Annotated in this window: 19 protein-coding genes; 9 read left to right on the top strand and 10 right to left on the bottom strand. The window is 48.8% G+C overall.

The window, feature by feature from the left end; translation table 11 throughout:
- Nucleotides 1–110 precede the first annotated feature (110 nt).
- Both QMA13_RS34910 and QMA13_RS34905 read right to left on the bottom strand, forming a co-directional pair.
- Nucleotides 111–569 (bottom strand): hypothetical protein, encoded by a 459-nt coding sequence (locus QMA13_RS34910; RefSeq protein ID WP_282938311.1) that lies wholly within the window; start codon nucleotides 567–569, stop codon nucleotides 111–113.
- A 127-nt stretch (nucleotides 570–696) separates the two neighbouring features.
- Nucleotides 697–1,086, bottom strand: a complete 390-nt coding sequence (locus QMA13_RS34905) for a hypothetical protein (RefSeq protein ID WP_282938310.1) — start codon at nucleotides 1,084–1,086, stop codon at nucleotides 697–699.
- 194 nt (nucleotides 1,087–1,280) lie between these two features.
- Here QMA13_RS34905 and rluF point away from each other — a divergent pair, with 194 nt between their 5' ends.
- A complete protein-coding gene (rluF, locus tag QMA13_RS34900; RefSeq protein ID WP_282938309.1) occupies nucleotides 1,281–1,982 on the top strand; it encodes a 23S rRNA pseudouridine(2604) synthase RluF in 702 nt (233 codons plus the stop codon).
- 149 nt (nucleotides 1,983–2,131) lie between these two features.
- On the opposite strand, the gene QMA13_RS34895 is transcribed toward rluF, so the two are convergent.
- Nucleotides 2,132–3,112: a cation diffusion facilitator family transporter gene (locus QMA13_RS34895; RefSeq protein WP_282938308.1), complete on the bottom strand. Its 981-nt coding sequence runs from the start codon at nucleotides 3,110–3,112 to the stop codon at nucleotides 2,132–2,134.
- A gap of 393 nt (nucleotides 3,113–3,505) precedes the next feature.
- On the opposite strand from QMA13_RS34895, the gene QMA13_RS34890 reads away from it, so the two are divergent.
- Complete coding sequence (locus QMA13_RS34890) at nucleotides 3,506–4,828, top strand: hemolysin family protein (protein ID WP_282938307.1); 1,323 nt, start codon at nucleotides 3,506–3,508, stop codon at nucleotides 4,826–4,828.
- A 75-nt stretch (nucleotides 4,829–4,903) separates the two neighbouring features.
- Here QMA13_RS34890 and QMA13_RS34885 read toward each other — a convergent pair whose 3' ends face one another.
- On the bottom strand, nucleotides 4,904–5,572 hold the full coding sequence (locus tag QMA13_RS34885; protein ID WP_282938305.1) for a response regulator transcription factor: 669 nt from the start codon (nucleotides 5,570–5,572) through the stop codon (nucleotides 4,904–4,906).
- Between the two features lie 103 nt (nucleotides 5,573–5,675).
- On the opposite strand from QMA13_RS34885, the gene QMA13_RS34880 reads away from it, so the two are divergent.
- A complete protein-coding gene (locus QMA13_RS34880; protein WP_282938303.1) occupies nucleotides 5,676–7,808 on the top strand; it encodes a sensor histidine kinase in 2,133 nt (710 codons plus the stop codon).
- A 47-nt stretch (nucleotides 7,809–7,855) separates the two neighbouring features.
- On the opposite strand, the gene QMA13_RS34875 is transcribed toward QMA13_RS34880, so the two are convergent.
- On the bottom strand, nucleotides 7,856–8,725 hold the full coding sequence (locus tag QMA13_RS34875) for an AraC family transcriptional regulator (RefSeq protein WP_282938302.1): 870 nt from the start codon (nucleotides 8,723–8,725) through the stop codon (nucleotides 7,856–7,858).
- A gap of 231 nt (nucleotides 8,726–8,956) precedes the next feature.
- Here QMA13_RS34875 and QMA13_RS34870 point away from each other — a divergent pair, with 231 nt between their 5' ends.
- The 4 genes from QMA13_RS34870 to QMA13_RS34855 all read left to right on the top strand — a co-directional run bounded on the left by QMA13_RS34870 (nucleotide 8,957) and on the right by QMA13_RS34855 (nucleotide 15,216).
- Nucleotides 8,957–10,132, top strand: a complete 1,176-nt coding sequence (locus QMA13_RS34870) for a galactokinase (RefSeq protein ID WP_282938301.1) — start codon at nucleotides 8,957–8,959, stop codon at nucleotides 10,130–10,132.
- An 83-nt stretch (nucleotides 10,133–10,215) separates the two neighbouring features.
- Entirely contained in the window at nucleotides 10,216–11,202 is a 987-nt protein-coding gene (galE, locus tag QMA13_RS34865) for a UDP-glucose 4-epimerase GalE (protein WP_282938300.1), read from the top strand.
- Between the two features lie 46 nt (nucleotides 11,203–11,248).
- Nucleotides 11,249–12,826, top strand: a complete 1,578-nt coding sequence (locus QMA13_RS34860; protein WP_282938299.1) for a UDP-glucose--hexose-1-phosphate uridylyltransferase — start codon at nucleotides 11,249–11,251, stop codon at nucleotides 12,824–12,826.
- Nucleotides 12,827–13,002: 176 nt separating this feature from the next.
- Nucleotides 13,003–15,216 (top strand): methyl-accepting chemotaxis protein, encoded by a 2,214-nt coding sequence (locus QMA13_RS34855; protein ID WP_282938297.1) that lies wholly within the window; start codon nucleotides 13,003–13,005, stop codon nucleotides 15,214–15,216.
- Between the two features lie 112 nt (nucleotides 15,217–15,328).
- On the opposite strand, the gene bluB is transcribed toward QMA13_RS34855, so the two are convergent.
- The 3 genes from bluB to QMA13_RS34840 all read right to left on the bottom strand — a co-directional run bounded on the left by bluB (nucleotide 15,329) and on the right by QMA13_RS34840 (nucleotide 19,578).
- Nucleotides 15,329–15,985, bottom strand: a complete 657-nt coding sequence (gene bluB / locus QMA13_RS34850) for a 5,6-dimethylbenzimidazole synthase (RefSeq protein ID WP_282938296.1) — start codon at nucleotides 15,983–15,985, stop codon at nucleotides 15,329–15,331.
- A gap of 217 nt (nucleotides 15,986–16,202) precedes the next feature.
- A complete protein-coding gene (locus QMA13_RS34845; protein ID WP_282938295.1) occupies nucleotides 16,203–19,118 on the bottom strand; it encodes an ATP-binding protein in 2,916 nt (971 codons plus the stop codon).
- Nucleotides 19,119–19,161: 43 nt separating this feature from the next.
- Nucleotides 19,162–19,578 carry an Lrp/AsnC family transcriptional regulator gene (locus tag QMA13_RS34840; RefSeq protein WP_349254189.1) on the bottom strand — a complete coding sequence of 139 codons (417 nt, stop codon included), beginning with the start codon at nucleotides 19,576–19,578 and terminating at the stop codon, nucleotides 19,162–19,164.
- A 186-nt stretch (nucleotides 19,579–19,764) separates the two neighbouring features.
- Here QMA13_RS34840 and QMA13_RS34835 point away from each other — a divergent pair, with 186 nt between their 5' ends.
- Together QMA13_RS34835 and QMA13_RS34830 are read left to right on the top strand one after the other, a co-directional pair.
- Nucleotides 19,765–20,532 carry an MBL fold metallo-hydrolase gene (locus tag QMA13_RS34835; RefSeq protein ID WP_282938291.1) on the top strand — a complete coding sequence of 256 codons (768 nt, stop codon included), beginning with the start codon at nucleotides 19,765–19,767 and terminating at the stop codon, nucleotides 20,530–20,532.
- Nucleotides 20,533–20,680: 148 nt separating this feature from the next.
- Entirely contained in the window at nucleotides 20,681–21,859 is a 1,179-nt protein-coding gene (locus QMA13_RS34830; RefSeq protein ID WP_282938289.1) for an EAL domain-containing protein, read from the top strand.
- 18 nt (nucleotides 21,860–21,877) lie between these two features.
- On the opposite strand, the gene QMA13_RS34825 is transcribed toward QMA13_RS34830, so the two are convergent.
- Nucleotides 21,878–24,808: a DEAD/DEAH box helicase gene (locus QMA13_RS34825; protein ID WP_481858265.1), complete on the bottom strand. Its 2,931-nt coding sequence runs from the start codon at nucleotides 24,806–24,808 to the stop codon at nucleotides 21,878–21,880.
- A complete protein-coding gene (locus QMA13_RS34820; RefSeq protein ID WP_282938285.1) occupies nucleotides 24,805–26,406 on the bottom strand; it encodes an SWIM zinc finger family protein in 1,602 nt (533 codons plus the stop codon). The genes QMA13_RS34825 and QMA13_RS34820 overlap by 4 nt, the downstream gene beginning before the upstream one ends.
- Nucleotides 26,407–26,553 lie beyond the last annotated feature (147 nt).

Genomic DNA, 26,553 nt, shown 5'->3' with positions numbered 1-26,553 from the left:
CGCCTATTAATGTATTCGCGGGGCTGTCCGTTTTTCTGCACGCCAAAGAACCCCGATAGGCTCTGGTACCGCAGCTGCCGGGGTTCTTTGATAGGTCACTATAGATCGTACTATTGTATGGGGTCTGGCACCATACCGTTCTCCATCACCTGGGAGTTAGTAGGCATGCTGGCCATTTCTTTGCCGAGCTTCTTTACTTCCTCCTCGGTATTAGCCATACGGCCGTTCATGGTTTCATCAATCGGTGCGCTGGACGGTTTCGGTACATGGCTGGACAAGTACTGTTCAACCTCAGCCATCATTTGGGTAGCTGCTTCTATGGCGCTGAGCGGAATCTCCACTTTGTCCCTGAAGCAAGCCTTATGAAGATGAACAATCGTCAGGCCGTTGCTAGCAGTCTTCGTCGGTAGTTGATACAAATAATCCTGCAACGTGATAGGGTCGCGGAAAGTGAGTTCATACACGCAGCCGTCACGCTGCGTTCTTTCTGTGAATCCTAAAGCCGTCAGTATATTGTGCACATGGGAGAAGGGGCGCGTTATCAAATGCATCTGCTTCTTGCGTGTCATTGCCTTCACACTCCTTATAATAGTTGTGTGGGAATACCCGCGACCGAAGTCAGGCATCCCGGGAATCGGGTAGTTTCTATTACCCTGCTCTCGGGGCTTTGAATCGGTATCTGGTTCTTTTATTAAATTATGCGGCATGTACTGTTGTCTTTTTGCGGTGTTTTTTGGCGGCTCGCAGGGCGGTTAGCGTCCAGATAGCCCCGCTTAAGTCGATGAGGCTCAGCGCGACGAAGATCGGCTTCAGCATCCCCAGCAGGACGAAGGTGGTCATGAAGATGATGATTGATGCTCGGGTATAAACGGTCAAATAAAAGAATCGTGTCATGCCTTCCAGCGCCGATGCGCAATAGTCAAAGGCAAGAAAGAGGAGGAACATGCCCACAACACGAATCCAAATTTCGCTCTCTGATGTATAGCCAAGCAGCGGTGCCAGCAACCCTGGTACGACCAACAGGACTAAGCTGAGTACAAACATGTACAGACTGAAAAAAAATACGGTTTTGGCTGGGTACGTCATACTAGATAACAATAAATATCCCCCTGCTTTCCTATTTATTTTTGTCGAGATCAAACTTAAGTCATGGGTCTATCGTACCTAATCAGGTATTTTATGTAAATGGCTAAACGCAGAACATTCCTATTTTTTGTTGAACAATGACAGACCGTGTTATAATACAGGCAGTTGAATGAATCTAAGTGGAGTGACGATAGATGAGGATTAACAAGTACATTAGCGAGACAGGCTTCTGCTCACGGCGTGAGGTCGACAAACTGGTGGATGCCGGGCGTATAACCATTAACGGGAAGCGGGCGGAATTGGGAAGCCAGGTGGAAGAGGGCGATGAGGTCCGAGTGGACGGCAGGCCGATCAGCGCCAAGAAGAGAGGGGTCTATATCGCCCTGAACAAGCCGGTAGGCATTACAAGCACGACGGAGCAGCATGTAAGAGGCAATATAGTAGACTTTGTAGGCCACAAAGAGCGCATATTTCCGATCGGCCGTCTGGATAAAGATTCGGAGGGGCTGATTTTACTTACCAACGACGGGGATATCGTGAACAAAATATTGCGTGCGGAAAACAACCATGAGAAGGAATATATCGTGACGGTGGATAAACCAATTACGCCGATGTTTTTGCAAGGCATGGCGAGCGGCGTCCGTATTTTGGGCACGATGACCAAACCGTGTCAAGTTTTTAAGCAGGGTGAAAGGATATTTCGCCTTATTTTGACTCAAGGTCTGAATCGACAAATTCGCAGAATGTGCAGCGCGTTCGGTTACGAGGTACGACGCTTGAAACGGGTTAGGATCATGAACGTTGAGCTCGGCTCGCTGCCAGTGGGCAAATGGCGTGATTTGACAGATCAAGAAATGAACGAGCTGTTGAAAAGCATTGTTCATGAGCGCAAATAGAAGTTGTAAGCTCTCGTTCGGAGCATGAAAAAACCGGATCAACCTTGGGTTGACCGGCTTTTTTGTGTAGTTATGTGCAGCAGTATCCTGTTATTAATCGCGGGTTCCCCCGAAAGTATTGGAATAAGCCTCAGAGAATGGCCTCACTTTTACGGAATTTGCTCCGTTATTAAGCCCTTCCAATCTTCGACTCCATTATCCTCAATAATCCCCAGAATGACATCTGAGATATCGGTATCGGCCAGCAGCTGGTCACGAACCCGAAATTTGATATCGTCGGCATCAGCCAAGGTAAGCCCTTTGCGAAGCTCGATATATCCCTCTACATGGTAGGTTCTGCCTTCTTGAATGACCCGCAGCCTGTTGATATCGGTCACATCTTGATCAGCCATTATTGTTGCCGCAACCTTGGATTCCACCTCTATCGGGGCGGCTACTCCGATCAGACCGACCATATTGTCATAACCGACTTTAAATGCCACTCCAACCATTAAAATGCCTATAAAAATGGTAGCGATACCGTCAAATATTTTAAAATTCGTAAACTGAGTCAAAATAACCGCGATAAGAGCAAGCAGGGCGCCGGATGTAGCGACAATATCTTCATAAAACACAAGGCGGGTCGGAGGGGCCGCACGGCCGACATTTTTGAAGGCAGCAGCAATAATTCCCACCCTCTGTGCAGAAACTCTCGTTTCATGTACAATTTCTTTCATGGCTTTTATGAGTACGGCTCCGTCTACAGCGATAGAGATAGCCAGTACGATGAAATTCAACCAGAAGCTGTGCGCGGCTGTTGGATGCGACAGCAGATGGATGCCTTCCTTGATCGTTTCGTAAGCCATGAGAGTAACGACTATAACCGCAATCATACAAAATATATTGATAACTCGTCCGAAACCCGTAGGAAAGCGCTGGGTCGGCTTTCGTTCCGCCAGAACGCTGCCTGCAAAAACAAATCCTTGATTTATTGCATCCGCAATCGAGTGCATAGCTGAGGCAAACATGGCGCCACTGCCGCTCATAGCTGCAGCAATGCCCTTCAAAATCGCAATCCCTGCATTACCTAATGCCGCGGTTGCGGATGACGTATTGCCTTGCTTCATCATTTGAATCCAACTGCTGCTCATACATTCCTCCGTTTTGATTGACTTGATCTTTACTATTCGTTCGTACACATTCGCAAATAAACACACTCGGTTCCAAACGAAGAGAACAAGGAAATCAAAATTATTGCTCTTTTGTATAATATGAGACCTATCAGCATCATTTATGTATGTCATCGAAACCGTAACAGAAGGCGAAAACGGTCCAAATCGGCTCAAAATTGTTAGAAAATAGTTTGTATCCCTATACTTTTTACTCCTTATCTCTAGATATAGCGGTGTATATCGGCAAGCCGTTCCTTGGAACCGAGCTTTATTTGCGATATAATATATATAAGTGTTACTTATGTTTGTTCTAAAAATAATCGTTTTTAAGGGAGGTGTACCTATCCGCCTCACCGAGGGGATAGGGAATTATTGAGTAGTGACCCGTTACCTTTATTGTGGAATCTTGTTTTGATTCTTGTTTTGATCTTATTGAATGGATTTTTTGTCGCTGTAGAATTTGCGATGGTTAAGGTTCGTAACAGCAGGATTGAAACGTTGGCCAAGGATGGAAATACAAGCGCCAAGTTTGCACAAAAAATTACAAGTAACTTGAATGCTTATCTTTCCGCGTGCCAGTTAGGTATCACATTAGCGTCACTAGCTTTAGGTTGGGTTGGGGAACCGACCGTTTCAAGAATGATTGAGCCTTTGCTCAAGGATATCGGCTTGAACGATACATTGATTCATACGATTTCTTTCATCATTTCTTTTTCTGTTATTACTACACTGCACATTACTTTGGGTGAGCAATTTCCCAAGACCTACGCTATTCGCAAGCCGGAGCAGATTACAATGATGTCTGCCGGACCTATGATTTTATTTTATAAAATTATGTTTCCGTTTAACTGGTTGCTGAACACGATCTCCAACTGGATGCTTCGTAAAGCGGGCATTGAAGTTGGTTCCGAGCACGATACGGCTCACACGGAAGAAGAGATTCGCGTACTGATGAAGGAAAGCCATAAGAACGGTTTAATCGACAATACCGAGCTTACGCTGGTTGATAATATATTTGAATTTACCGAAACGAATGCGCGTGAAATTATGATCCCTCGTACGGATATGGGTTGCTTATACATCCATTTGTCGTTTGAAGAGAATATGAAAATTGCGCTAGACGAGATGCGAACACGTTACCCGGTTTGTGATCCGGATAAAGATAACATTATCGGGTTTGTCCATATAAAAGATTTATTGAAGGCCAACGCCAACAGCGCGGACATTCGTAAAGTCATTCGTCCTATTACCAAAGTGCCTGAATCGATGCCGATCAGCAACCTGCTAAAGATGATGCAGAAGAAGAGAGCACAAATTGCTCTGCTGATCGACGAATATGGTGGTACTTCGGGTATGGTGACACTCGAGGATATCATTGAGGAAATCGTCGGTGAAATTCAGGATGAATTTGATACAGATGAACGTCCGATGCTGGAACAAAAAGACGAAAGAACCTTTTCTATCGACGGCCGCATGCTTATTGACGAGGTCAATGACCGGTTTGGTATCGAGATCGATACCGAGGATTATGATACCATTGGTGGCTGGGTTTACTCTCATATTGAGATCCCGCCTAAGAAAGGCCAGAAGATCGCCTATGCCGATCAATTTGAGTTTATTGTAGAAGACACGGATGAGCTCAGGGTTTCACGGATTATCGTCAAGAAGCTGTCAGTAGAAACGTTAACTGCATAACTGAACAAAAAGGGCTGTCCCGTAAGATCACATAAGGATCTTACGAGGCGGCCCTTCTTATTATCATTTACGTGCCTAGCAGGTGAATTTATAGCCCACGCCGCGGACCGTCTGAACAAAAACCGGCTCGGTCGGATTGGGTTCAATTTTTTTGCGAAGATTGCTTATATGTACGAGAAGAGTGCGGGTATCGCCGTTACTGTCTACACCCCAAGCCATTCTGTACAGCTGCTCTATAGGCACCACTTTGTTCGGCTTTTTAGCCATGAGCGCCAGCAGGTCGAATTCCTTGGATGATAGAGGAGCAATAGTTCCATTCACCCATACGTTGCGGCTGAGCAGATCGATTTCGAGTCCAGGAAAAGAGAGCTGCTGCGAATCTTCCTTTTGCTGGTCCAGCAGCTGCTTGCGGCGCAAATGGGCCTTTACTCTTGCGACGAGCTGGCTTGGGCTGAATGGCTTGGTCACATAATCATCGCCGCCGATACTTAGTCCGAGAATAATATCCATATCTTCTCCTTTGCAGCTGATGAACAATATCGGAATATCATAATTCCTCCGAATCTGTCTGCATATTTCAATGCCATCCATCCCCGGAAGCAAAATATCCAGAATCACCATATCCGGCTTAAAGCGCTCCATATAATCCATTGCGCTCGCACCGTTGTCTGTACTTATCACTTCATAGCCTTCCTTGGCCAAATATAACCGAATGAGCTCAATAATTTCGGGTTCGTCGTCCACTATTAAAATTTTTTTCAGCTGACATTGTCACTCTTCATCTCCTGACCCCTGTTGTATCCTACTAGTTCCCAAATATTGAAAATTGCGATACGATGAGAGAAAAATGTATAGAAAGAAAGTGATTTCCGTTTCCAGAATATATCTCTATTATATATGGATTCCAGTTATTTTTGCTATCCTTTTGTTAAGCGGTTGCAGCAAAGAAGAGACAAGTCAACGATTGATTCCGCTTGCTGAGGAAGGAGTTATGGATTTAAGAGGATGGGACTTTGACCAGGATGGCAGTGTGGTGTTGAATGGCGATTGGGATTTTTATTGGAACCAGCTGCTTGATCCAGACCAGGCTGCTCTTAACGGAGAGGAACATAAAGCAACGGATTGGCTTCGACTCCCCAGTTCATGGAACGGACACCTCGTTAATGAGGAAGCGATCTCCGGTAATGGCTATGCAACCTTCCACCTGAAGGTGTTGACGGAGCCGACGGATCGTATTCTAGCGATCGATCTGCCCTCCATTCGTACCGCTTATATTCTATGGATTAATGGTGAAAAAGTAGCAAAAGCGGGCAAAGTGGGCACGAACCAGGAAAGCGGACGTCCGGGGTACAAGCCTCAGGTAATATATTATAAGCCAACCGATTCGACACTGCATATCGTGCTTCAGGTTTCTAACTACAGTCACCGGGTCGGGGGTATATGGAGCGAACTGACACTTGGGGAAGCTTCCGAGGTGACAAAAAGCCATAATAATCATATGGGCCTTGATTTGATGTTGGTAGGAAGCTTGTTATTGATGGGAATGTATCATTTCGGGCTTTTCCTTATCCGTTTTAAAGAAAGAGGGTCCTTATACTTCTCACTTTTCTGTATAGCTATCGGTATTCGGGCGATGTACGTCGGCGAAGGGGCCGCGCTGCAAATTTTCCCGTTTATCCCCTGGGAATGCGGCTTGCGTACCGAATACTTTTGTTTTTACCTTGCTTTGCCGTTAGCGGTCATGTTCTGCAGATCTTTGTATCCGCAGGAAATTAAGCGTTCCTTTGTTATCGGAACACAAGCGGCAGGTGGTTTGTTTTCTTTGGCTGTATCGCTGCTTCCTCCAGAAAAGTTTACGTTCACGACCCAGGCCTATCAAGTGATTACGATACTGGCATGCGGTTATGTTCTGACTGGGATCGTCAGGGCTCTACTGCGCGGCAGAGAAGGGGCTTGGTTCGCGCTGCTAGGCGGGGTTGTGTACGCATTCACGGTTATAGTGGATATTTTATATTACAATCAGTGGACTCATTTGGGGGACATATCATCTTTTGGGCTGTTTTTCTTCATCTTTATGACGTCGTTTATCATTAGCCTCAAATCTTTCAAAGCCTTTGCTTCCGTGGAAACATTATCCCGCCAGCTGCGTGAGCTGAATATGGGACTGGAGCACCGGATTAAAGAACGCACAGCAGAACTTCAACGGTCCAACCGCAGGCTGGAAAAGATGAATGAGGATTTGGGACGATTGGAAACTTCCAGAAGGCATTTACTCAGCAATATTTCTCATGATCTTGGAACACCGATGACACTGATTCAAGGCTATGTAGAAGCATTGATTGACCGTGTCGTCGTCGATCCCGATCAGCAGGAGAAGTATTTGCGGCTCATTCTGGGCCGGATAACCGGCTTGAATCGACTCATTGCCGATCTGTTTCAGCTGTCCAAGCTTGAGGCAAGGCAAATCGATTTCTCTATGCAGGAGATGACTATTGAAGACGTCATGGGCTTTTACAACGATCGCTATGATCTTGAGGTGAAAAATGCCGGCTTGCGCTTCAGTGTACAGGCTCCTAGTCCAGCTCCCGAGGAACGTAACAAAGTCGGCAGTGTGTTTATCGACATAGACAGGATAGATCAGGTGCTGACCAACATTATTTATAATGCTATTAAGCATACACCTGTAGGAGGCTTTATTCAGCTGCAGATGGCCATCGAAGGTCAGGCTCTTGTTATGAGAGTGCAGGACAACGGTAGTGGGATTGATCCGGAAGATTTACCATACATATTCGACCGTTTCTACAAAAAGGACAAGTCACGCAATTCTGCCGAAGGAGGAAGCGGCCTCGGGCTTGCAATCGCGAAAGAAATCGTGGAATTCCACGGGGGACGGATCTGGGCGGAGAGCCGCCTGGGCCAGGGAGCTTGTATCTGCTTTGTACTTCCGCTTCAGTCAGTTAAGCATTCCCTTCGAGCGTGAGCTAGCGAAGAGGGGATAGTTCTCTTTTCCCCAGTTCATAGGCTCGGTTAGAGCCGCTTCATTGCATGGCGATAGTCGGTCGGCGACATCCCGTAAAGCCTTTTGAATTGTTTGGAAAAGTAGAGCGGATCTTGGAATCCAACGGAAGAGGCGATCTGCTCTACCGTGAGTTCCTGTCTCTCTCGCAGCAGCAGTCTTGCTTTATCCGTACGGAGCTGCAGCAGGAAGGTGACGGGAGTCAATCCGGTATGCTTCTTGAACAAAGTGGACAAGTAAGCACGATTGTAACCGAGCGTCTCTGCCATCAGCTCAATGGTGATTGGCTCCGCATATTGCGTGGATAAATATTGAAGGGCTTGCTGAACGATTTGTTCGCTACTGCTTGTCAGCTGCGGTGAGCTCTTCTGCTCTGGCTGGAGAGCTTCGGCATACTCGGCAAGCAGCAGGTGTAAATAGCCGCTTGCTCTCAGGTTAGCCTGGCTAATTCTCGTTTGGAAGACGGTCTGTACTTGGTGGTAGAGCACACCAATGCTGCGTTTGCGCCCGGTATGAACGATAGGCTGCTGAGAGGAGAGGCTGATTTGCTTCAAAATCCGCTCTGCAAGAACTCCCTCGAACGCAATCCAGCGGTAGTACCACGGATCTACGTCGTCGGCTTTATAGCTGATTAGCTTCCCCGGCTCGATCAAGAAGCTATCTCCCGGCCCGAGCGGGTAGGTCACACCCTGGCACGTATAAGTACCGAATCCGGACTGAATATGATGCAGCAAATAATAATCAACGACTTTGGGCCCGGGCTTATGTCCGGGCTTTGTTTGACTACTGCCACTGAACAACACGGTTAGGTCATCCTCGGCAGGGGGTTGAGGGTTAGAGACGACATAATAGCTTTCCGTTTTTTTGGCTGGTGTCGACATGGGTTTCCTCCTGCATTGTTCTTTAACTTCCGTGTCCTTACGCTTGTTGTTCGTATGGATAAAAGTATATCATGTTATGAGACAAGGTAAACATGCAACCTAACATTTTTCCATGCGGTGCTGACATCGTTCCATAGTGAATAGCTGCAAGCAGCAGTATACTTAAATCAAGAAAAGGCCGTTGCGAAATGATCCAACGCGGCTCAAACATTTAAAACAGGTGGTGTACTCATGGCAGATTTACAAGCATTGAAAGAGCGTTTTGCAGCATTATACGGTAGTGCCGGAACAGAACCTATTCACGTATTCCACGCACCGGGACGCGTCAATTTGATTGGCGAGCATACGGATTACAATGGCGGCTACGTATTCCCTGCAGCGCTTACTTTCGGGACAACGATGCTGATCCGCAAGCGCAATGATGAGCAGGTAGGCTTCGCCTCTACGAACTTCCCTTTGCACAAACATATTTCCATCAATAATATTGCATTTGATCCTGCGGATGACTGGATCAATTATCCGAAAGGCATTATTCGTGAGCTGCAGCAGCGTGGGGTATCCGTAGGCGGCTACGATATTTTGTACAGCGGCGCTATTCCTAACGGATCAGGCTTATCTTCTTCCGCTTCTATTGAAGTAGTCACGGCTTTCGGTTTGTTGACTTTGGAAGGACAACCAGCAGATAAAGTCCAGATTGCCCTGCTGTCGCAAAAGGCGGAGAATGAGTTCATGGATGTGAAATGCGGCATAATGGATCAGTTTGCTGTTGCTATGGGCAAAAAAGATCACGCCATCCTGCTGATGTGCGACACGTTGGAATATAAGCATGTGCCATTCCAGAGCGGTGCTTACAAGCTTGTCATCGGGAACACGAACAAAAAACGCGGACTCGTCGATTCTGCTTACAACGAAAGAAGATCGCAGTGCGAGCAAGCGGTCAAGGATTTGCAAGCCCAATTTCCTGAGCTGACGCTGCTCGGTCAGTTGAGCCTCGAGCAGTTTAACGAATACCAGCATCTTATTCCTGATGAGACGGTACGCAAGCGTGCCAAGCACGTTGTCGAGGAGATCGATCGTGTATTGCAATCCATGAAGGTATTGGAGCAGGGCGATCTGCAGGCATTTGGTCAATTGATGATCGGCTCCCATAATTCGCTGCGCGATCTGTATGAAGTGACATGCCTTGAGCTGGATGTCATGGTTGAGGAAGCGTTGAAGGTTCATGGCGTACTGGGTTCCCGTATGACAGGTGCAGGCTTCGGAGGCTGTACAGTATCCTTAGTGCATGAAGACAGCGTGGACTCCTTTATTGAACAAGTAGGTCGTGTTTATAAAGAGAAAACAGGCTTAACAGCAGACTTCTACGTATGCGATATCGGCAATGGCGTGGAGCAAGTGAACGCATAATAGATTTAAAGATTAGAGCGGCTGCCGCTTAAACGAATCGGATGATAGGAAATGAATCATACAAAGGACGGGGAGGCATTCGGATGGCTATTATGGTAACGGGTGGCGCAGGTTATATCGGCTCGCATACGGTTGCGGAGCTGTTGGCAAGAAATGAGGAGGTTGTCGTAGTAGATAACCTTCAGCAGGGACACCGCGAGGCCGTGCTAGGCGGTAAGCTGTATGTTGGCGATCTTCGCGATGCGGCCTTTATGGACACAGTATTTAAAGAAAATGAAATCGAAGCAGTCATTCATTTTGCCGCTAACTCATTGGTTGGAGAGAGTATGCAAAATCCGGCCAAATATTATCATAACAACGTGTACGGAACATTGTGCTTGCTGGAAAAAATGAACGAGTACGACGTGAAAAAAATCGTCTTTTCGTCCACGGCGGCTACTTATGGTGAACCGGAAAATGTGCCTATCATGGAAAATGACCGCACATTGCCGACGAATGCTTACGGTGAAACCAAGCTTGCCATGGAAAAAATGATGCGCTGGTTCGATACTGCGCACGGCATCAAATATGTGTCGCTTCGCTATTTTAATGCGGCGGGAGCCCACGAAAGCGGCCGTATAGGAGAAGATCATACTCCCGAAACACACCTGATTCCAATCATTTTGCAAGTGGCGCTCGGTCAGCGTCCTCACATCTCGATCTTCGGTGAAGATTATGCGACGCCGGATGGGACTTGTATCCGTGATTACATTCACGTAACGGATTTGTCCGATGCTCATATTCTTGCGTTGGAGAAGCTGCGTAATGGCGGCGATAGCAGCATCTATAATCTGGGTAACGGCAAAGGCTTCTCCGTTAAAGAGGTGGTCGAAATTGCCCGTAACGTAACGGGGCATGCAATCCCTGCGGTTGTGGAAGCGCGCCGCGCCGGTGACCCAGCCGTGCTTATCGCATCCTCTGAACGGACGAAGGCGGAGCTGGGCTGGCAGCCGAAACGGGATAGTCTGGAACAAATTATTGCAACAGCTTGGGCATGGCATCAAAGCCATCCGAACGGATACGCCAAGTAATGAAGTATATTGCGGCTTACCAGCTGCGAAAAGGAGATCGTGCGCTATGAATGACACAACCGGTATGAACCGAGAGGAATTGGCCGCTCTAACGATAGAACGGCTGCTTCAGTTCGGCGTTCGGCGAAAGCTGCTGGAGCCGATCGACATCTACGCCGCACGCAACGCCTTGCTTGAGCTGCTTCGAATTAGTGAGCCTTACGGCGGTAACGTCGAGGAGGAGCTCGTAGACAGCCCGGTAGCGCTGTTGGAGCTGCTGCTCGATTACGCGGCGGAGATCGGGATTCTTGAAGACAACAATACAACGCTTCGCGATCTGCTGGATGCCAAAATGATGGGCTGCCTGATGCCACGGCAATCGGAAGTTGCCGGGCGCTTCTGGAAGACGGCTAAGCAGGATAGCGTGGAGCTGGCAACGAATGATTTTTACCGACTGTGCATTGATTCCAATTACATTCGTGTAGATCGGATTGCTAAGAACCAATACTGGCTGGCTCCGACAGAGTACGGTGAATTGGAGATCACGGTCAATCTTTCCAAGCCCGAGAAGGATCCCAAAGAAATTGCTCTTCTCAAGACAGCACCGCAAAGCAACTATCCGAAATGCCTGCTTTGTATCGACAATGTTGGCTACGCAGGAAGGCTTAATCACCCTGCTCGTCAAAACTTGAGGGTAATTCCGATCGAGCTGGACGGAGACCCGTGGTATTTTCAATACTCTCCTTATGTGTATTACAACGAGCACAGCATCATCTTGGATCATCAGCACCGCCCGATGCAAACCTCGAAGCAGACGTTTTATCGGTTGTTTGATTTTATCGATCAATTTCCTCATTACTTTATCGGGGCTAATGCGGATTTGCCAATAGTGGGCGGCTCGATTCTGAATCACGATCATTTTCAAGGCGGTAGGCACCGGTTTCCAATGGAGAAGGCTCCGGTCGAGAGCAGTATGTCCCATCCGGACTATCCGAATGTGAAGCTTGGCATTGTGAAATGGCCGATGTCAGTGCTCCGTATTTCTGGACATAACCGATCGCAGCTGTTGAAGCTGGCCGATACGATTTTGAATGAATGGAAGCAATACAGCGATCCGGATCATGATATATTGGCTCACACGGAAAGAGATGGAGTTCGTACACCGCATAATACGATTACCCCTATTGCTCGTAACAATGCAAACGGGGAATACGAGCTGGATCTTGTGCTTCGTAATAACCGGACCAGCATGGAGCATCCGGACGGCATTTTCCATCCTCACCAGCCGCTCCACCATATTAAAAAGGAAAATATAGGTCTCATTGAAGTAATGGGTCTGGCTGTGCTTCCAGGACGACTCAAGGACGAGATGGAGCTTTTGGCCCAGGTGCTTACGGGCTCTCTTCCTTTTGATGCAAGCATACAAGAGCATTCCGATCATCCGCTTCATAAGCATTGCAATTGGATTAGTGAATTGATTGCTGAGCACGGAACGGAACTGTCTATGCAAGCAGCGGAAGAGCTGCTTCGTCAAGCTATCGGGCAAAAATTCGGTAATGTACTCCAGGATGCCGGGGTATTCAAAAGAACCGAAGCAGGTCTGGCTGGCTTTAAAGCATTCATTCGATCGTTCGGATTTCAATAGACCTCATGTCATGTTTAAAGGCCCTTCCTTCAGAGGATGGGCCTTTTTTCCTGCTTTTTCTAGGGGTATGATAACTTTTGTACGGAAAATAGGAAAAAACTCTCACATATCAACCATCTTTGTGTTATAGTAATTAACATAATAATAACACTCGTTTTAGAGATGGGGGAGTACATATGTTTGATTGGTTAGGGTTCAGAAAGGGGCTTCCTCTCTGGTGGTCTTACCGATTAAATCAAGGGTCGAAGGCGGATGTGGAAGACATTTTCGAAGGCATAGCCAGCACTCGCATGGAGCTGCTAAGAAGCTGGACAAACGAGTATTGGTCCCATCTGGACCGGCTGTTGGCGCAGATTGTATCGGAGAAAACCTTACATGACGAATCACAGGACAGACGGACTGCGGCGATGGACAAGCTGTTTGCGTCGGTTCGTAATCGGGCGTCCGATTTTTCAGAGATCTATTTGCTAAACGAACAGTCTGTAGTAATATTCTCCTCCTACCCGAAACATATTGGAGCAAGCTATAGGGGGCAAGGGCTGTTGTCCAAAGGACTTGAATATACTAACAGAGGAAATAAATGCTTGTTCGGCCCCTATGCAGATCCGATGACGCTGGAAATCGGCCCAACGACCTCCGCTTTTCATGATAAAATGACACTTCTCTATATAGCTCCCATCATAATGGATGGCCGTTGGGCGGGGGCGCTGTGCGGTAGAGTTCCGAATGATGTGATCGGTGACTTGATTCAGCGAGAATCAGGGCACGTATATCCGGATTCCGGTGATAATTATATTTTTATGGCGCGAGCGGGGTTAAACACTCAGATTGCTCCTGGTACGGCTTTATCGCGCAGCCGCTTTGAGGACCGCACATTTACCCATGGGGAGAATCTTAAAGATGGCGTCACCACGGATTGGGGTGTTGTTTCAGTACAGGAGCATACAGAGCTAGAGCTGATGTTTACCGATCCGGCGACAGGCAGGCTCCATCCAGGCGTCGCCAATACGATTGCGAATGGAAGCAACCTGTTTGTCGGTTTTCCAGGCTATTCAGATTATCGCCATATTCCTGTCATCGGAAAAGGAGTTACATTCCAGCTGCCGCATTGCCCAGATGTATGGGGAATGATGTGTGAAGGGGACTTGGAGGAGGTATATCGGGTTCGCGGGATCGGTTGGAAGCTTACGAAGCTTCAACTGCCGATGATTGGTGTTTTTGCAGTGGTGAGCGCTCTGCTCGTTTATTTCACATTAAGCAGCAGCTCCATTTCACCGATCATGACTGCGGTTGGAATAGCAGTACTTAATCTCTTATATGGCGGCATCATTGCCTGGATAGTACATAAGCGGGGCTCCAAGCCGGTCGTTGATAGCCTTCATACCATCAATCGATTCATCCGGATTAATGCCGAGGGTAAAGGAGATCTGACACAGCGGTTGGATTATGCACGGTTCGATAAGGATGAGACGCGCGAGCTGGCCAAATGGATCAATAACATGATCGATTCGCTGGAAGGAATTATGCTGCAGGTGAAGCAGGCGGCGACGGATGTGCTCTCAAGCCAGCAGCTGCTGAATGAATCGACGGTCAGTACGGCGGGCTCCACGGAACGGATGAGCGGCAAAATCCACGATATGATCCGAAGTATTCGCAGTCAGCTGAAAGATATCGATGTTGCCAAGGATGCAGTAGGGGATATGCAGGGGACGCTGAGGGTGCTTGAGGATAAGGCCTCGGAGCAGATTGCGGTAGCTCAAACGGAAGTGGAGCGTATTGGGGATAAAATGCGCCAAATATCCGACAAGGTAGCCGAGACGAATCAAACGATTCTTACCTTCATGGAAACGACACAGCAGATTAAGAATGTTCTGCAGGTCATTGAGGAAATATCCAATCAGACCAATTTGCTGTCCTTGAATGCTTCTATAGAAGCGGCAAGAGTGGGAGAGCATGGCAAAGGATTTGCTGTCGTTGCAGGAGAGATTCGCAAGCTGGCCGATTTAACCCGCAAATCGACGGAGGAAATACATGAGACGGTACAGTTGATTTATAAAAATGCCAAAGAAGCTTTTTCCTCAATGGAAGAAGGGAATCAGGTCGTTGCCGAGGGGACTCAGCTGGCTGCTGCGGCGTCAGAGTTGTTAAGTGGAGCCGGAATGGATTCCAAAAAAACGCAGGTCATTAACGAAGTAGTAGGATTGATGGAGAAGATCGCGGATGTCAGCAAAGAGAATCGGCAAATCTCGACTGAGGTCGAAGGTAAGGTGCATGAGCTGATGACCGACATCGTTAACGTCCAGCATACATCCCATCATGTGGAGGCAATCACTGATTTCCTTCAACAACTGGTGAACCAATTCCGGTTAACGGAAACGCGTAGAAGATGATGGACGAACCAAACCTTTGAACATGAATGAGAGTCATCCCAGCCAATCCAAAAACATGAAGAGAAGCTGCACATTCCTGACAAGGATAGTGCAGCTTCTTTTTTATTTGAGCTTATTGCTGATTAGGGGCAGCTCCCCACTTTTCCGCGAAGATCAACGGCTCCAGTGAACGCCGTTTCTCCCAATTTGTCGATTCCAGAATCGGCATGGAAGGGTAATTGTCGGTATAACCGATCGATAAGAGAGCGATTGGATCGATATGAGGCGGGATATCCAAAATATCTCGAACATCGTTCTTCTTATAAAAGCTGACCCATCCCATAGCAAGTCCCTCTGTACAGGCTGCGAGCCACATGTTCTGAATGGCACAAGCAGTCGACATAATATCTGTCTCCGGAATCGAGTTGCGTCCGAGAACGTGGGAGCCGCCCCTCGTAGGATCGCAGGTGACGCAGACCGTCAGGGGAGCCTGCTCGAGTCCTTCGATTTTGAGCGACATGAACTTCGTTTCCTTTTCGCCTTCATAATGGATGGCGAGAGCTCGCCGCTCTTTATCCGCGGCCCAGGCGAGACGTTTTTTCACTTCGTCGGATTGAATGATAATAAAATTCCAAGGCTGGCTGAAGCCGACAGACGGTCCGTGATGTGCCGCATCCAGCAGCTTCATGATGGTGTCCTGAGGAATGGGATCCGGTCGAAATGTTCTAATATCCCTGCGGGTATATATCGCTTTATAGACGGCAGCCTTTTCTTCTTCACGAAAATTCATGCACCTAACATCTCCTTCTATTGTTCTATTAAGTAGCTTATCATATATATCCATCATCCACGAAATGGATGCTGCTATGACCAACAATACAAAAAGACGACCCGTGTTTCAATCTGCTAGATGGAAGCAGATCGGAACGCTGGCCGCCTTGGTTCATTCATGTATTGCAATTACAGCTTTACATGGATAAGTTACATTGTATCCATTCCATTCAGGACTAGATCTCAGTTGGATCCGATTTGCGTTTCAGCTCAACTTGAATCGTGTCCTGTCCGTGCGTAATTTCGTTAACCTCAATCCCTCTTTTTCTTAAGGATGAAGTAATTAAGGCTTCATCCTGTTCGGGGAAAATATACGCCGGCTGGTTATCGGTATGATACAAGAGCTGTTCTGCGACTTGAAGCAGCTTTTCCATCGAAAACGGTTTGCGCAAAAACTTCTCAATATCCTTCTCATGATAATTCAGCGGCGGTTCTAACGCAGTCGATACGATGACAGGAGTTCGGTAGAAGGTCGGATGGTCGTACAGCTCGGCCATGAAATCCCACCCGTTCTTACTGCCCTCCAAATGAATGTCGACGATGCAAAGCCGCGGTGGAGATTTCTTAACACGAGCAAGTGCTGCCATGCCTTCTTCTGCAGAACGCAGATGAACGGTAGGAATATCCAGCTTGCCGAGAGCCACTTGAATCAGCTTAGCCAAATTGTCGTCATCCTCCAGCACGATAATGCTGCCATCCACATTAGGGAATGTGTAGCTTTCCAGCTGTACTGTAAAGGTCGTACCTTCGCCCATAACTGAATCAAACGTAATGACCCCATGGTGCGCATCGACGATTTCCTTTACGATGGCAAGGCCTAGGCCTGTGCCCCCGATTTGGCGACGGTCGGAATTATCGACACGATAAAACTTGGTGAACATCTTGCTCTTAGCCTCTTCCGGTATGCCAAGCCCATAGTCGGAAACATGCAGCTTGACTTGTCTGTCTTGTGATTCAATGAGAATGTTCACTTTATCCGCTTGCGGCGAATATTTGATCGCATTGCTGATCAAGTTATGTGCCACTTGCTTGAGCCGATCGGAGTCCGCACGAACCCATACCTCGGGATTATCCGCCTCGATCTGAATATCATGGCTGAGCTTTTCCTTCCATTGCTCGGCCACTTCATGGATTACGCTGATGAGCTCTACCGGAGCGAAATGATATACTTGCTTGCCGGATTCCATCCGTTGCAAGTCTAGAAAGTCGTTAATCAACGTAGATAAACGGTGAGCTTCTTTATAAATCGTCTGCATATATTTTTGCTGCTTATCCTGCGTTAGCTGACGGTGGAGCAAAATTTCGATAAATCCAAGGACGCTGGCCAGTGGAGTGCGAAGCTCATGGGACACGATACTGATGAATTCATTTTTCATCTCATCGACCTTTTCCTCTTCGGTCCGATCGCGAAATACGAATAAGTAGCCTCGTTCATACTTGTTTTTCTTATCCCCAACCTTGGTAGCATACAGCTCCATGTAACGCTGTTGATCATCCTCGTCCATAAAGGCGAACCGTTCGGTCAGCCTATCCAGTGAACCGTTCAACAGGCCTTCCATGGCAAGACGGACAGGTGAAAAGGAAGGAATGACCTTCTCGATATTGCGTGCGAGCTCGGTCCAATTCTCTCCGCTATGCTCAGCTACCGTAAAGTAGCTCTTCATACGATGATTGGCAAAGAGCAGTTTACCGGATGCGTCGCACAGCATCATTCCTTCATTTGTAGACTCCAGAATGTTCTCGATTAAGTCGCGCTGCTCCTCAATTAATGCTTTCTCATGCTGTAACTGCTCGTTTAGCTGCTCCAAGTTCTGCGACTGAGCATGACGATCCTCGTTCATCTGCTGAGCCAGGAAGGCCAGCCCGAACTGCCGCATCAAGCCTTTGCCCGCTCGGTCCTGCTGTTCAGTTCGCGATGATAAATAGCTGGTGAGCAGTAGAAATCCGATCACTTCCTGCTTGTCGTCGAACAAAGGATGGTACTGATCTATAGCATGGGTCATGCTGTGATGGATCCCGGACTCTTCTGCGGATAGCTCTCGCTTACAATCTATTTGCACTTTCTCCGTGAAGACACGTCGAGCGGGTCCGAAAAGCTCGTGCTCTATTCGTGAAGGGAGCTTCGACGGATAGCCTATCGCAAATAGAATGTCGTAAGCGGTCTGCTGCCCGGACAGAGCTTCGACTCCACGGGCTTGCGATTTCATAACAAGCAGTGCTGCATCCATTTGCAGTGAGCTCAACAGCGCAGGAATGGATGACTCCAGAAATTGGTTCATATTCAATGAGCCAGACAGCTTCTCTTGGTAGGAGCTGATGGTTTCGAGCTCCTGCTCTCTCTGGGACAGCTTCTCGAGCGTCTGTTCCTGCTCTTCCTGCTGGGCAATGATTTCCTCGTTTTGCGCTTCCAAGCTTTCCGCCATATAACGATAGGTTTCTTCGCTTCTTCGCAGTGCGGCTTCCGCCCGGTTGGCCCGATTGAAAATAAAGGCGGAGAAGGCGCCAATCACGACGGCTACGGCACCTCCGGTAGCGATAATGATACGGGCGATATGCCCGGCTTTTTCTGCATCATTGTAGGCATCGGTTCCAATGGTATCAATATCGGTCCGAATTTTCAGATGTAGTTGGCGGAAGCGGTCCATCAGCATTTTTCCATTGATCAGACGGGCGCGTGCTTCATCCAGCTTTCCGGCCCGGACCAGCTCTACTTGCGAGTTGTAATGCTCCTGCAGCTTTTGAATTTGCGGAAGTATGTCGCCTTCCATCAAGCTTTTCAAATTCGGGTATTTTTTCTGATACACAGCCATAAGCTCCAAGTCCTTGGCGAGCTGGGCCTTACCTTGCTCGTAGGGATCCAAATATTTCTCATCGCTAGTCACTTCAAAGCCGCGTACACCGGTCTCTTGATTGACTACATCACCTAAAATATTTTCGGCTAATGCGGATAAGGGAATCGCTTCTTGCACAACGCTATTGAGCTCAGCCTCCATATTCGTCGAGGCGATATAGCTTGATACACTGACAAGAGCGAGCAGGGCGATGATCAGTACAACATAGAGCAATGAGACATTAGAACGGGTTACATTCATGCAAAAACCACCTTAACGGATAATAGGATGAATCAAATCCTGCTTATTTGATGCGATCCAAGCATATATGAACTCTATAGTTGGCATATTCGAGCAGCTGATCCAGGAATTCGTTAAGCTCACTATGCGAGGCTACGAGCAATCGAAGAGAATAGCAGCCTTCTCCGCTTATGCGGTAAGCTTCCTTAACATGAGGATGGTCCCGGACGAAGCTTTGGAATTGAGAGTGGGAGCTGGTCATTTTCATAAAAACGATGATTTGTGCCATGACTGTTAAGCCGAGCTTTTCCTGATTCAACGTAACATGGACCCCTTGAATTATACCGGCATCCTCCAGTTTGCGGATACGGAAGCCAACCGCTTGCCCGGTAAGATGAACGCGCTCGCCGATCTCTTTATGCGGCATGCGGGCATCTGTCAGCAAGCATTCTAATATTTTCAAATCTGTAGCATCCAGCATGGGCATTCATCCTTTCCTGTGTGTATCCGGTATATTTTTTCATGATGAAAATAGATGAGGTGCTTCCCTTTCATCAAGCTCTTCAGCTATCGACGCAAACGATGCATACTAAGCATAGAGGCCAGAAGGGCAATCAGGCCCTATGGTTTAGACACTATTTTAGACTTTGCATAGGAGGAATATAGTATGAAGGTTCAGCTTCTTCGCCACGCAACACTGTTAATAGACATCCAAGGGATCCGGTTTTTGGTCGATCCTATGCTTTGCGATCAAGGCACGTTCCCTCCTGTTATGAATTCGACAAATAATCGACAAAATCCTTTAGTTTCCATTACCGTTTCACCGCAATTATTGCAAACGGTACAAGCCGTGTTAGTTACTCATACCCATTTCGATCATTGGGATGAAGAGGCTATGCGTCTTTTGGATCACCACCTACCGATTTTCTGCCAGCCGTCGGACATAGACAAAATAAAACAGGTTGGATTCACGGATGTTAGGCCTGTGGAGAGTGAGCTAGAGTGGAATGGGATCCGCTTGTCGAGAACGGGAGGGCAGCATGGGACCGGAGAAATCGGAGAGAGGATGGGGAAGGTATCGGGCTTTGTGCTGCAAGCACAGGATGAACCTGTGGTGTATATAGCTGGTGATACCATCTATGTTCCGGAGGTGGAGGATGCATTAGACCGGTATCGCCCTGATGTAACTATTGTTAACGGAGGTGCCGCTCAATTTGCTCAAGGGGATCCGATCACAATGACTAAGGAGGATATCTCCCGCGTCTGCCGTTATGCGCCGGAAACTTGTGTGGTAGCCGTTCATTTGGAGTCGATCAACCACTGTCTGGAGACACGGGAACAGCTTAGAGGTCATTTGCAGTCGGAGCAATTGCAGCATCAAGTCAAGGTGCCTGAGGATGGCGAATGGATCGACTTTGGCTCGAAGGAGTCATAATAACGGCAGCTCTCCTTCAGAAAAATGACAAGTTTCGCAGTAAACAATTGCCAGCGTGTCTATTTGTAACTTACAATAGCGTTAGGATGATATGTTAGCATTAATATCATAGAACTAACACATGAGAGTTACTGGAGGGCGCAATGGGATGTTGAACGAAATACAGGATCTACAGCTCCGATCCTTTTTTCAACCGATTTTATCGCTGCAAACGCAAAAAATTATCGCTTATGAAGCGTTGGGGAGAACGGTGGAAGGAGATCAGGTGAGGAGCTTAGGGCCTTTTTTTCAAAATAAGGAAATAAGCGATGAGCAGCACCTGTATGTAGACCGTATTTTACGCGAGCAAGCTATTGCCGCTATAGCCCAGTCGGATTCCAGCGCGATGCTATTTTTGAATTTAAAGCCCTCGTGGATTTACCGTGTGTATAAAGAGAAGGGCGTACTGCCTACACTGCAATTTATCCAGAAGCATGGTCTCGATCCCGGACGGGTCGTTATTGAGGTGACTGAGGAGGAATTTCATGGGAGGCTGGACGAATTATCGGCGATCATCAACGTTTACCGCGAGCATGGCTGCCTCATAGCTATCGACGATATTGGGAGCGGGTACAGCAATTATGACCGAATTGCTTCGATCCAGCCGCATATATTAAAAATTGATCTGAAGCTATTGAAAAAGAGTGCCATGCATGACGGCTATAAAGCGCTGCTCAATTCCTTCTCCATTCTGTCGTCTCAGATGGGTTCCTCGCTGTTGATCGAAGGTGTCGAAACCAAGCAGGACTTGTATCATTCATTGAAGACGGGAGCAAGGTATGTCCAGGGATTTTTGTTCTCTGAGGCCAAAGCAGAGCTCCAGAATGAACGCGCCTTTGAACCGTTTTTAAAAGAAGAAATCAGGCTGTACACCGAGCAGGAAATGGCACGTTACCGCGCATTGTTCTCCGTTCAGGATAGTCTAGACGAGCTTATAGCATCGGATGTTCATATAGCGAGCGCTTCGGATGCGGATAGGATGATTGAGAGTCTATTTCAAAGTGTAGGTAATAATGTTGTGCGTATTTATATGTGCCGAGAAGATGGCAGCCAGGTTTCTTCCAACTATACGAGGAATAACGAGGGTGAATGGAAAAAGGACGCCCAATACCAAGGTTCTAATTGGATATGGCGTCCTTATTTCATCCCGAATATGATGCGTTTGAACAATCATCGGCAGGGGATGCTTTCGAGCGAGTACACCGACCTCGATACGTCCCGGCTCATGCAGACGTATTCATGCCCTGTCGGCGATGCTCATTATTTATTTTTGGATGTTCAAGTGTAATTGCCCCGAATGGGGCAGCTAGAGCTCAACCCATTCGTTTCGCAAGGCGAACAACTCCTTCAAATCATCGGTGGACATCTCTGTAATCCACTGCTCGCCATTGCCGACAATTTGTTGGCTTAAGCCCTGTTTCTTCTCAATCATCTCATCGATGCGTTCCTCGAGCGTACCCAGTGTGACGAACTTATGCACCTGTACATGACGGGTTTGCCCGATTCGAAAAGCACGGTCAGTCGCTTGATTCTCCACTGCAGGATTCCACCAGCGGTCAAAATGAAACACATGATTGGCCGCAGTCAGATTAAGCCCCGTTCCGCCAGCTTTGAGTGATAGCAGGAAAATGCCCGGCTGCCGGTCGCCTTGTATCGAGTCGTCCTGGAATTCAGTGATCATGCGATCACGGGACGCCTTCGGCGTACCTCCATGAAGAAACAGAACCTGAGAGTCAAGCTCCTGCTCCAAGATACGCTGCAGCAGATGACCTGTTTCCACGAACTGGGTGAAAATGAGGCATTTGTCCCCTTCCTGACGAAGCTCATGGACCATTTCAAGCAGCCGTTCGACTTTATTGGAACGCTCCTGCCAAGGTGCGCCTGCCGGTTCCTTCAGCATGAGTGAAGGATGATTGCAGATTTGCTTCAGCTTGGTCAGAGCGGCCAGAATCAAGCCCCGCCGCTCCATAGCGCTCAGGCTGTCCAGCCGTTCAAACATATCCTTAATGTAATTTTCGTATAAAATGCCTTGCTCTGCCGTCAACGAGACGAACGTTTTGTACTCGTACTTATCCGGCAAGTCGAGCTGAATAGCCGGGTCCTTCTTGACTCTACGCAGCAAGAAAGGGCGGATCAACCGCTGTACCTTGGACACGAGCTCAGGATCGTTCGTCCGCTCAATGGCTCCTACATAGCGATGTGTAAACTCTCTCAGTGTACCGAGGTAGCCCGGATTGAGGAAGTCAAAGATCGACCACAGCTCGGTTAGTCGGTTCTCTATAGGCGTTCCTGTCATAGCGATGCGATGGCGGCTCTTCAGGCTGCGGATCGAGGTCGCTTGCTTCGTATAGGCATTTTTAATATTTTGAGCCTCATCGAGGCAAACCGAGCTCCATTCGAGCTGGGATAGCTCGATTTCATCCAGATGAGACAATGTATAAGTCGTCAGTACCAAGTCGTATCCTTCACAAGCTTGCTTGAATCCATCACCTTTGGCTCGGTTCGGGCCGTAATGCAGATGAATTTTGAGCTCGGGAGCAAACCGCTCGAGCTCCTTTTGCCAGTTGCCGAGCACGGAGGTCGGACAAATGAGGAGCGAAGGGCTCGATTCGGTTCCTTGCTCCGCATGAAGGGCCGCTTCTTGATCTCGTAAATGGAGAAGATACGTAATCATTTGAATGGTTTTGCCGAGACCCATGTCATCGGCCAAGCAGCCTCCAAGACCGGCACGGCGCAGGAACAAGAGCCATGAGATCCCTTCGACCTGGTAGGGCCGCAGCGTCCCGCGGAACGATGCGGGAGGCTCAATCAGCGGCGGCCGCTTGACATGGTTGAGCAGATCCACCATTTCTTGCAGCTGCTCATTGAGCTCCACTTCCATCTGAAGGGAGCGCTGAAAGCCGAATTCTTCCTCTCCATCGGAGGAGCCGAGCAAATGCAGCTCCAGTACATCGCGGAAAGAAAGTCCCTGCTTTTTCTGCACCTGTTTCATGACCTGTTGGAGCTGTAGAAGCTGAGCCGGATCCAATTGAATCCATTGGCCGCGGATTTGGACGAGCTTGCGATTCTCCTCGAGGAGTGCGCGGAATTCCTCTTCTGTCAGCTCGATATCGCCTAGGGCGATCTTCCAGTCGAACTGCATCAACTGCTCGAGACCGAACATCGACTGCGGTCCGGAGCCGACCGATGACTTGATCTTCGCCTTGAGGCGCGGGCGCCAGCGTCGAATGCGCTCCCACCAGGCGGGCAGGAAGACCGAGTAGCCCGCCTCCATCAGGCGCAGGCTGCCCTCGGTCAGCAGCTGCCAAGCCTCATCCTGCGTGAGCTCGCTGCGCAGCGTGCCGGGCTCATCGCTGTTCTCGAGCCATGGCAGGATACGCTGCCACTTGGCGAGATCGCGCGCCGCGCGCTGCAGCTCCGGCTGCCATGCAGCTGGGAGCTCCGCCAGCGCGGCTGGCTCTGGCCCGGGCGCCTGCGCATCTGCATCGCCCGAGCTGGCCGCAGCCAGCACTCGGGCATCCACCTCGCGCAGCAGCGTCTTGTCGGCGCGGTCCTGCAGCACGACGCGCAGAGGCCAGCTGCCGCTGTTCTTGTGCTGCGGCGGCTCGCTTAGCTGCAGGCACGTCCGGAACGGCGTGCCGTCGGTCTGCCAGCCGATGGAGACGAGCCAATCCTCCTCGTCCATCCAAAGGTCGGCCGGCAGCTTGCCGCGCTGAAGCAAAGGATACGTTGCTTCCAGCTGCCGAATGCTTTGGCGCAGCAGGCTGTCTTCCTCTCCCCATTCGGGGATGAGGCGGTCCATCCACTGCTGCGCCAAAGGCGAGAACCCCTCAGCTGCCACGGAATCCGGCAGCTGCAGCTTCCAGCCGAGCTCGCCCGCCTTCCACTTCGCGAAGTCGGGCATGCAGCGTCCCTGCACGAGCGCCTCCTTCACGTGAGGCGCCAGCTGCATCAGCTCGCGCAGCTCGCTGCTCCAGTCCAGCTTCAGATGCTGGACTGCGCTTGGGCTGCATAAGTAGTCCAGCGCCTCCAGCGCGGACAACTGCAGCCCCTCTACCTCCATCGATTCTGTAACATCGATGAACGTGCCGTAAAAAGAGGGCTGATGCCAAGCGAACAGCAGCCCCTTCAAATCATAGGCATCACTCACGCCGCCGTTATACCGGGAGCCCCACCAAAAGAAGCAGCCCGGAGCTATCCATCTGGCATGAACCGTAATTGCAGACGAGTCGATCATGGAATCCACTTCCCTTTCCGAAGCTCCTCTTGAAATGCCCTCAGGCGGGAATATCGTGTAGCCAGCCGATAAATATATTCCTCCCACGTGTTAGGCTTATCGAGCTTTTTATAGTAGGCATGCAGCTTTTTGAGCATCTTCACGGCCATGGAATAGGCGTTCCGGTTCTTCTCTGCAATGCTTCGCTCCACTGCTTGATGATAGAGCGGAAGCAGGAGGGAAGGATCGTGACTTTCCACCGTCTTCAAATCCAGTGCATACAGATTGAGCGGCGAGACGCGATTGGCGATCTGCAGGTCTACCCAAGCCTTGAACCTATGGGCTTTGAGCAAGTAAGCTGTATAAAAATAATATGTGCGCGGCAGCAGGGCAATCATCACGTCTACCCATTCGCCGTCATCAGGCTGTCGGCTGACCGCTTCCATCCAGTACGTGCAAAATGTCCGCAGCTCTTCCTGCTGCGCCCTTTGCATGGAGGGGAGCAGCCACCGCAGCCAGGACAGCATTCGTTCCCACTGCTGGTTCTCATAACAGTGGTGCAAATAGAGGAAATAGTCGCGAGCCTCTCGCTTGGTCAACTCCTCCAACTGCTTGCGGGCTTGCTCGTCCTTGCCTTCCATCACGTCAAAATGAGCCGTCGCCACCAATATGGCGTCCCTGCGGCGAGGCTGGAGCCCTACCTTGGAAGCGAGCAGCTTCAGACGTTTCTTTTCCTTGGCTATTCGCTCCGGTTCTTCCGTCAACCGCCACCAGATGCTGCGGTAGCCTAGCAGCCAATCAAGCGGAGTGTCCTTGCCGCTTAATGCCGCTTCGCCCAGTAGGGTCAGCGTTTCATTCAATGCAGCGACATGCCGTTTGACCAGTGACTGAATGTCCAGCTCAGGAAGCAGCTTCGTAAGCTGATCCATGCATTGCTTGGCTACCGTTTTGCAGCCCGTCTCAATATAGTGAGACATATAGGAGGTTTTGGTATCGGAATAAAACTGCTCAATCTTGCGCATGACGAACAGCAGCACATGCAATTCATAAAGCGTACGAAGTGAGGGCTCCCACGCCTCCGCTATAGGCTTGAGCGAATCTTGAGCCGTCGAATAAAACTGCTCGATCGAATGCTGTTGGGATAGAGAATAGCCGTAAAATTGCTGGTCAAAAAAACGATGCCAATAATCCGGCAGCTGATCGGCTTGAGGCGCCTCCAAGCGCTCCTGTTTTTTCTCCATTTTCGTACTAGTAACCGTTCGCGTCTGCTGTTGGCGATTTTTGACCCGAATGGCCTGCTTAAGGTGCTGCAGCAGCAGTTCCGGGCGTGCGAACGGTGCATATAATGTGAAAATAACAGAAGCCATATGCTTGCAGTAGCCGTCATAGGGACAACTACACTCGCTTTTCTCGAAGCGATCCAGATCGAGGATGACCTCATAGGCATGATTACCGCGAACGAGAGCGCGGATTTCTACACCATGTACCAGCTCTACCTCGGATACGCGGCGTTTATGGAAATACTCCCATCCTTGTTCAAGGACAGTGAGATCGAAATCATGCTGCATCCGTTCGATCAAAAAGTTCATTCGGTTTTTCGGGAGTTGCAGCTTCAACATAGGAAACGTTCCGCCTCCGAACTAGTTTGTATCCTTACAGTGTAACAGATTTTGGATACAAATGCTTTATTTCCGTGCGGTTGCATGAGAAGGATTTTTCAGGTTAAAATGCTTAGTAAGCATTTTCATTCCATTTTTATCCGGAAG

It is taken from the genome of Paenibacillus sp. RC67 (genome assembly GCF_030020805.1).
In the GTDB taxonomy this organism is placed as follows: domain Bacteria; phylum Bacillota; class Bacilli; order Paenibacillales; family NBRC-103111; genus Paenibacillus_S.
Note: the sequence above shows the minus strand (reverse complement) of the source record. Positions and strands in the feature narration are given on the sequence as shown.

What these genes read in the sequence shown, in the direction of transcription:
- QMA13_RS34825 (WP_481858265.1), bottom strand. Translation starts at nt 24,808, where the DNA reads ATGATCGACTCGTCTGCAATTACGGTTCATGCCAGATGGATAGCTCCG.
- QMA13_RS34835 (WP_282938291.1), top strand. Translation starts at nt 19,765, where the DNA reads ATGAAGGTTCAGCTTCTTCGCCACGCAACACTGTTAATAGACATCCAA.
- QMA13_RS34860 (WP_282938299.1), top strand. Translation starts at nt 11,249, where the DNA reads ATGAATGACACAACCGGTATGAACCGAGAGGAATTGGCCGCTCTAACG.
- bluB (WP_282938296.1), bottom strand. Translation starts at nt 15,985, where the DNA reads ATGAATTTTCGTGAAGAAGAAAAGGCTGCCGTCTATAAAGCGATATAT.
- rluF (WP_282938309.1), top strand. Translation starts at nt 1,281, where the DNA reads ATGAGGATTAACAAGTACATTAGCGAGACAGGCTTCTGCTCACGGCGT.
- QMA13_RS34820 (WP_282938285.1), bottom strand. Translation starts at nt 26,406, where the DNA reads ATGTTGAAGCTGCAACTCCCGAAAAACCGAATGAACTTTTTGATCGAA.
- QMA13_RS34880 (WP_282938303.1), top strand. Translation starts at nt 5,676, where the DNA reads ATGTATAGAAAGAAAGTGATTTCCGTTTCCAGAATATATCTCTATTAT.
- QMA13_RS34875 (WP_282938302.1), bottom strand. Translation starts at nt 8,725, where the DNA reads ATGTCGACACCAGCCAAAAAAACGGAAAGCTATTATGTCGTCTCTAAC.
- galE (WP_282938300.1), top strand. Translation starts at nt 10,216, where the DNA reads ATGGCTATTATGGTAACGGGTGGCGCAGGTTATATCGGCTCGCATACG.
- QMA13_RS34830 (WP_282938289.1), top strand. Translation starts at nt 20,681, where the DNA reads ATGTTGAACGAAATACAGGATCTACAGCTCCGATCCTTTTTTCAACCG.
- QMA13_RS34905 (WP_282938310.1), bottom strand. Translation starts at nt 1,086, where the DNA reads ATGACGTACCCAGCCAAAACCGTATTTTTTTTCAGTCTGTACATGTTT.
- QMA13_RS34870 (WP_282938301.1), top strand. Translation starts at nt 8,957, where the DNA reads ATGGCAGATTTACAAGCATTGAAAGAGCGTTTTGCAGCATTATACGGT.
- QMA13_RS34910 (WP_282938311.1), bottom strand. Translation starts at nt 569, where the DNA reads ATGACACGCAAGAAGCAGATGCATTTGATAACGCGCCCCTTCTCCCAT.
- QMA13_RS34855 (WP_282938297.1), top strand. Translation starts at nt 13,003, where the DNA reads ATGTTTGATTGGTTAGGGTTCAGAAAGGGGCTTCCTCTCTGGTGGTCT.
- QMA13_RS34895 (WP_282938308.1), bottom strand. Translation starts at nt 3,112, where the DNA reads ATGAGCAGCAGTTGGATTCAAATGATGAAGCAAGGCAATACGTCATCC.
- QMA13_RS34845 (WP_282938295.1), bottom strand. Translation starts at nt 19,118, where the DNA reads ATGAATGTAACCCGTTCTAATGTCTCATTGCTCTATGTTGTACTGATC.
- QMA13_RS34840 (WP_349254189.1), bottom strand. Translation starts at nt 19,578, where the DNA reads ATGCTGGATGCTACAGATTTGAAAATATTAGAATGCTTGCTGACAGAT.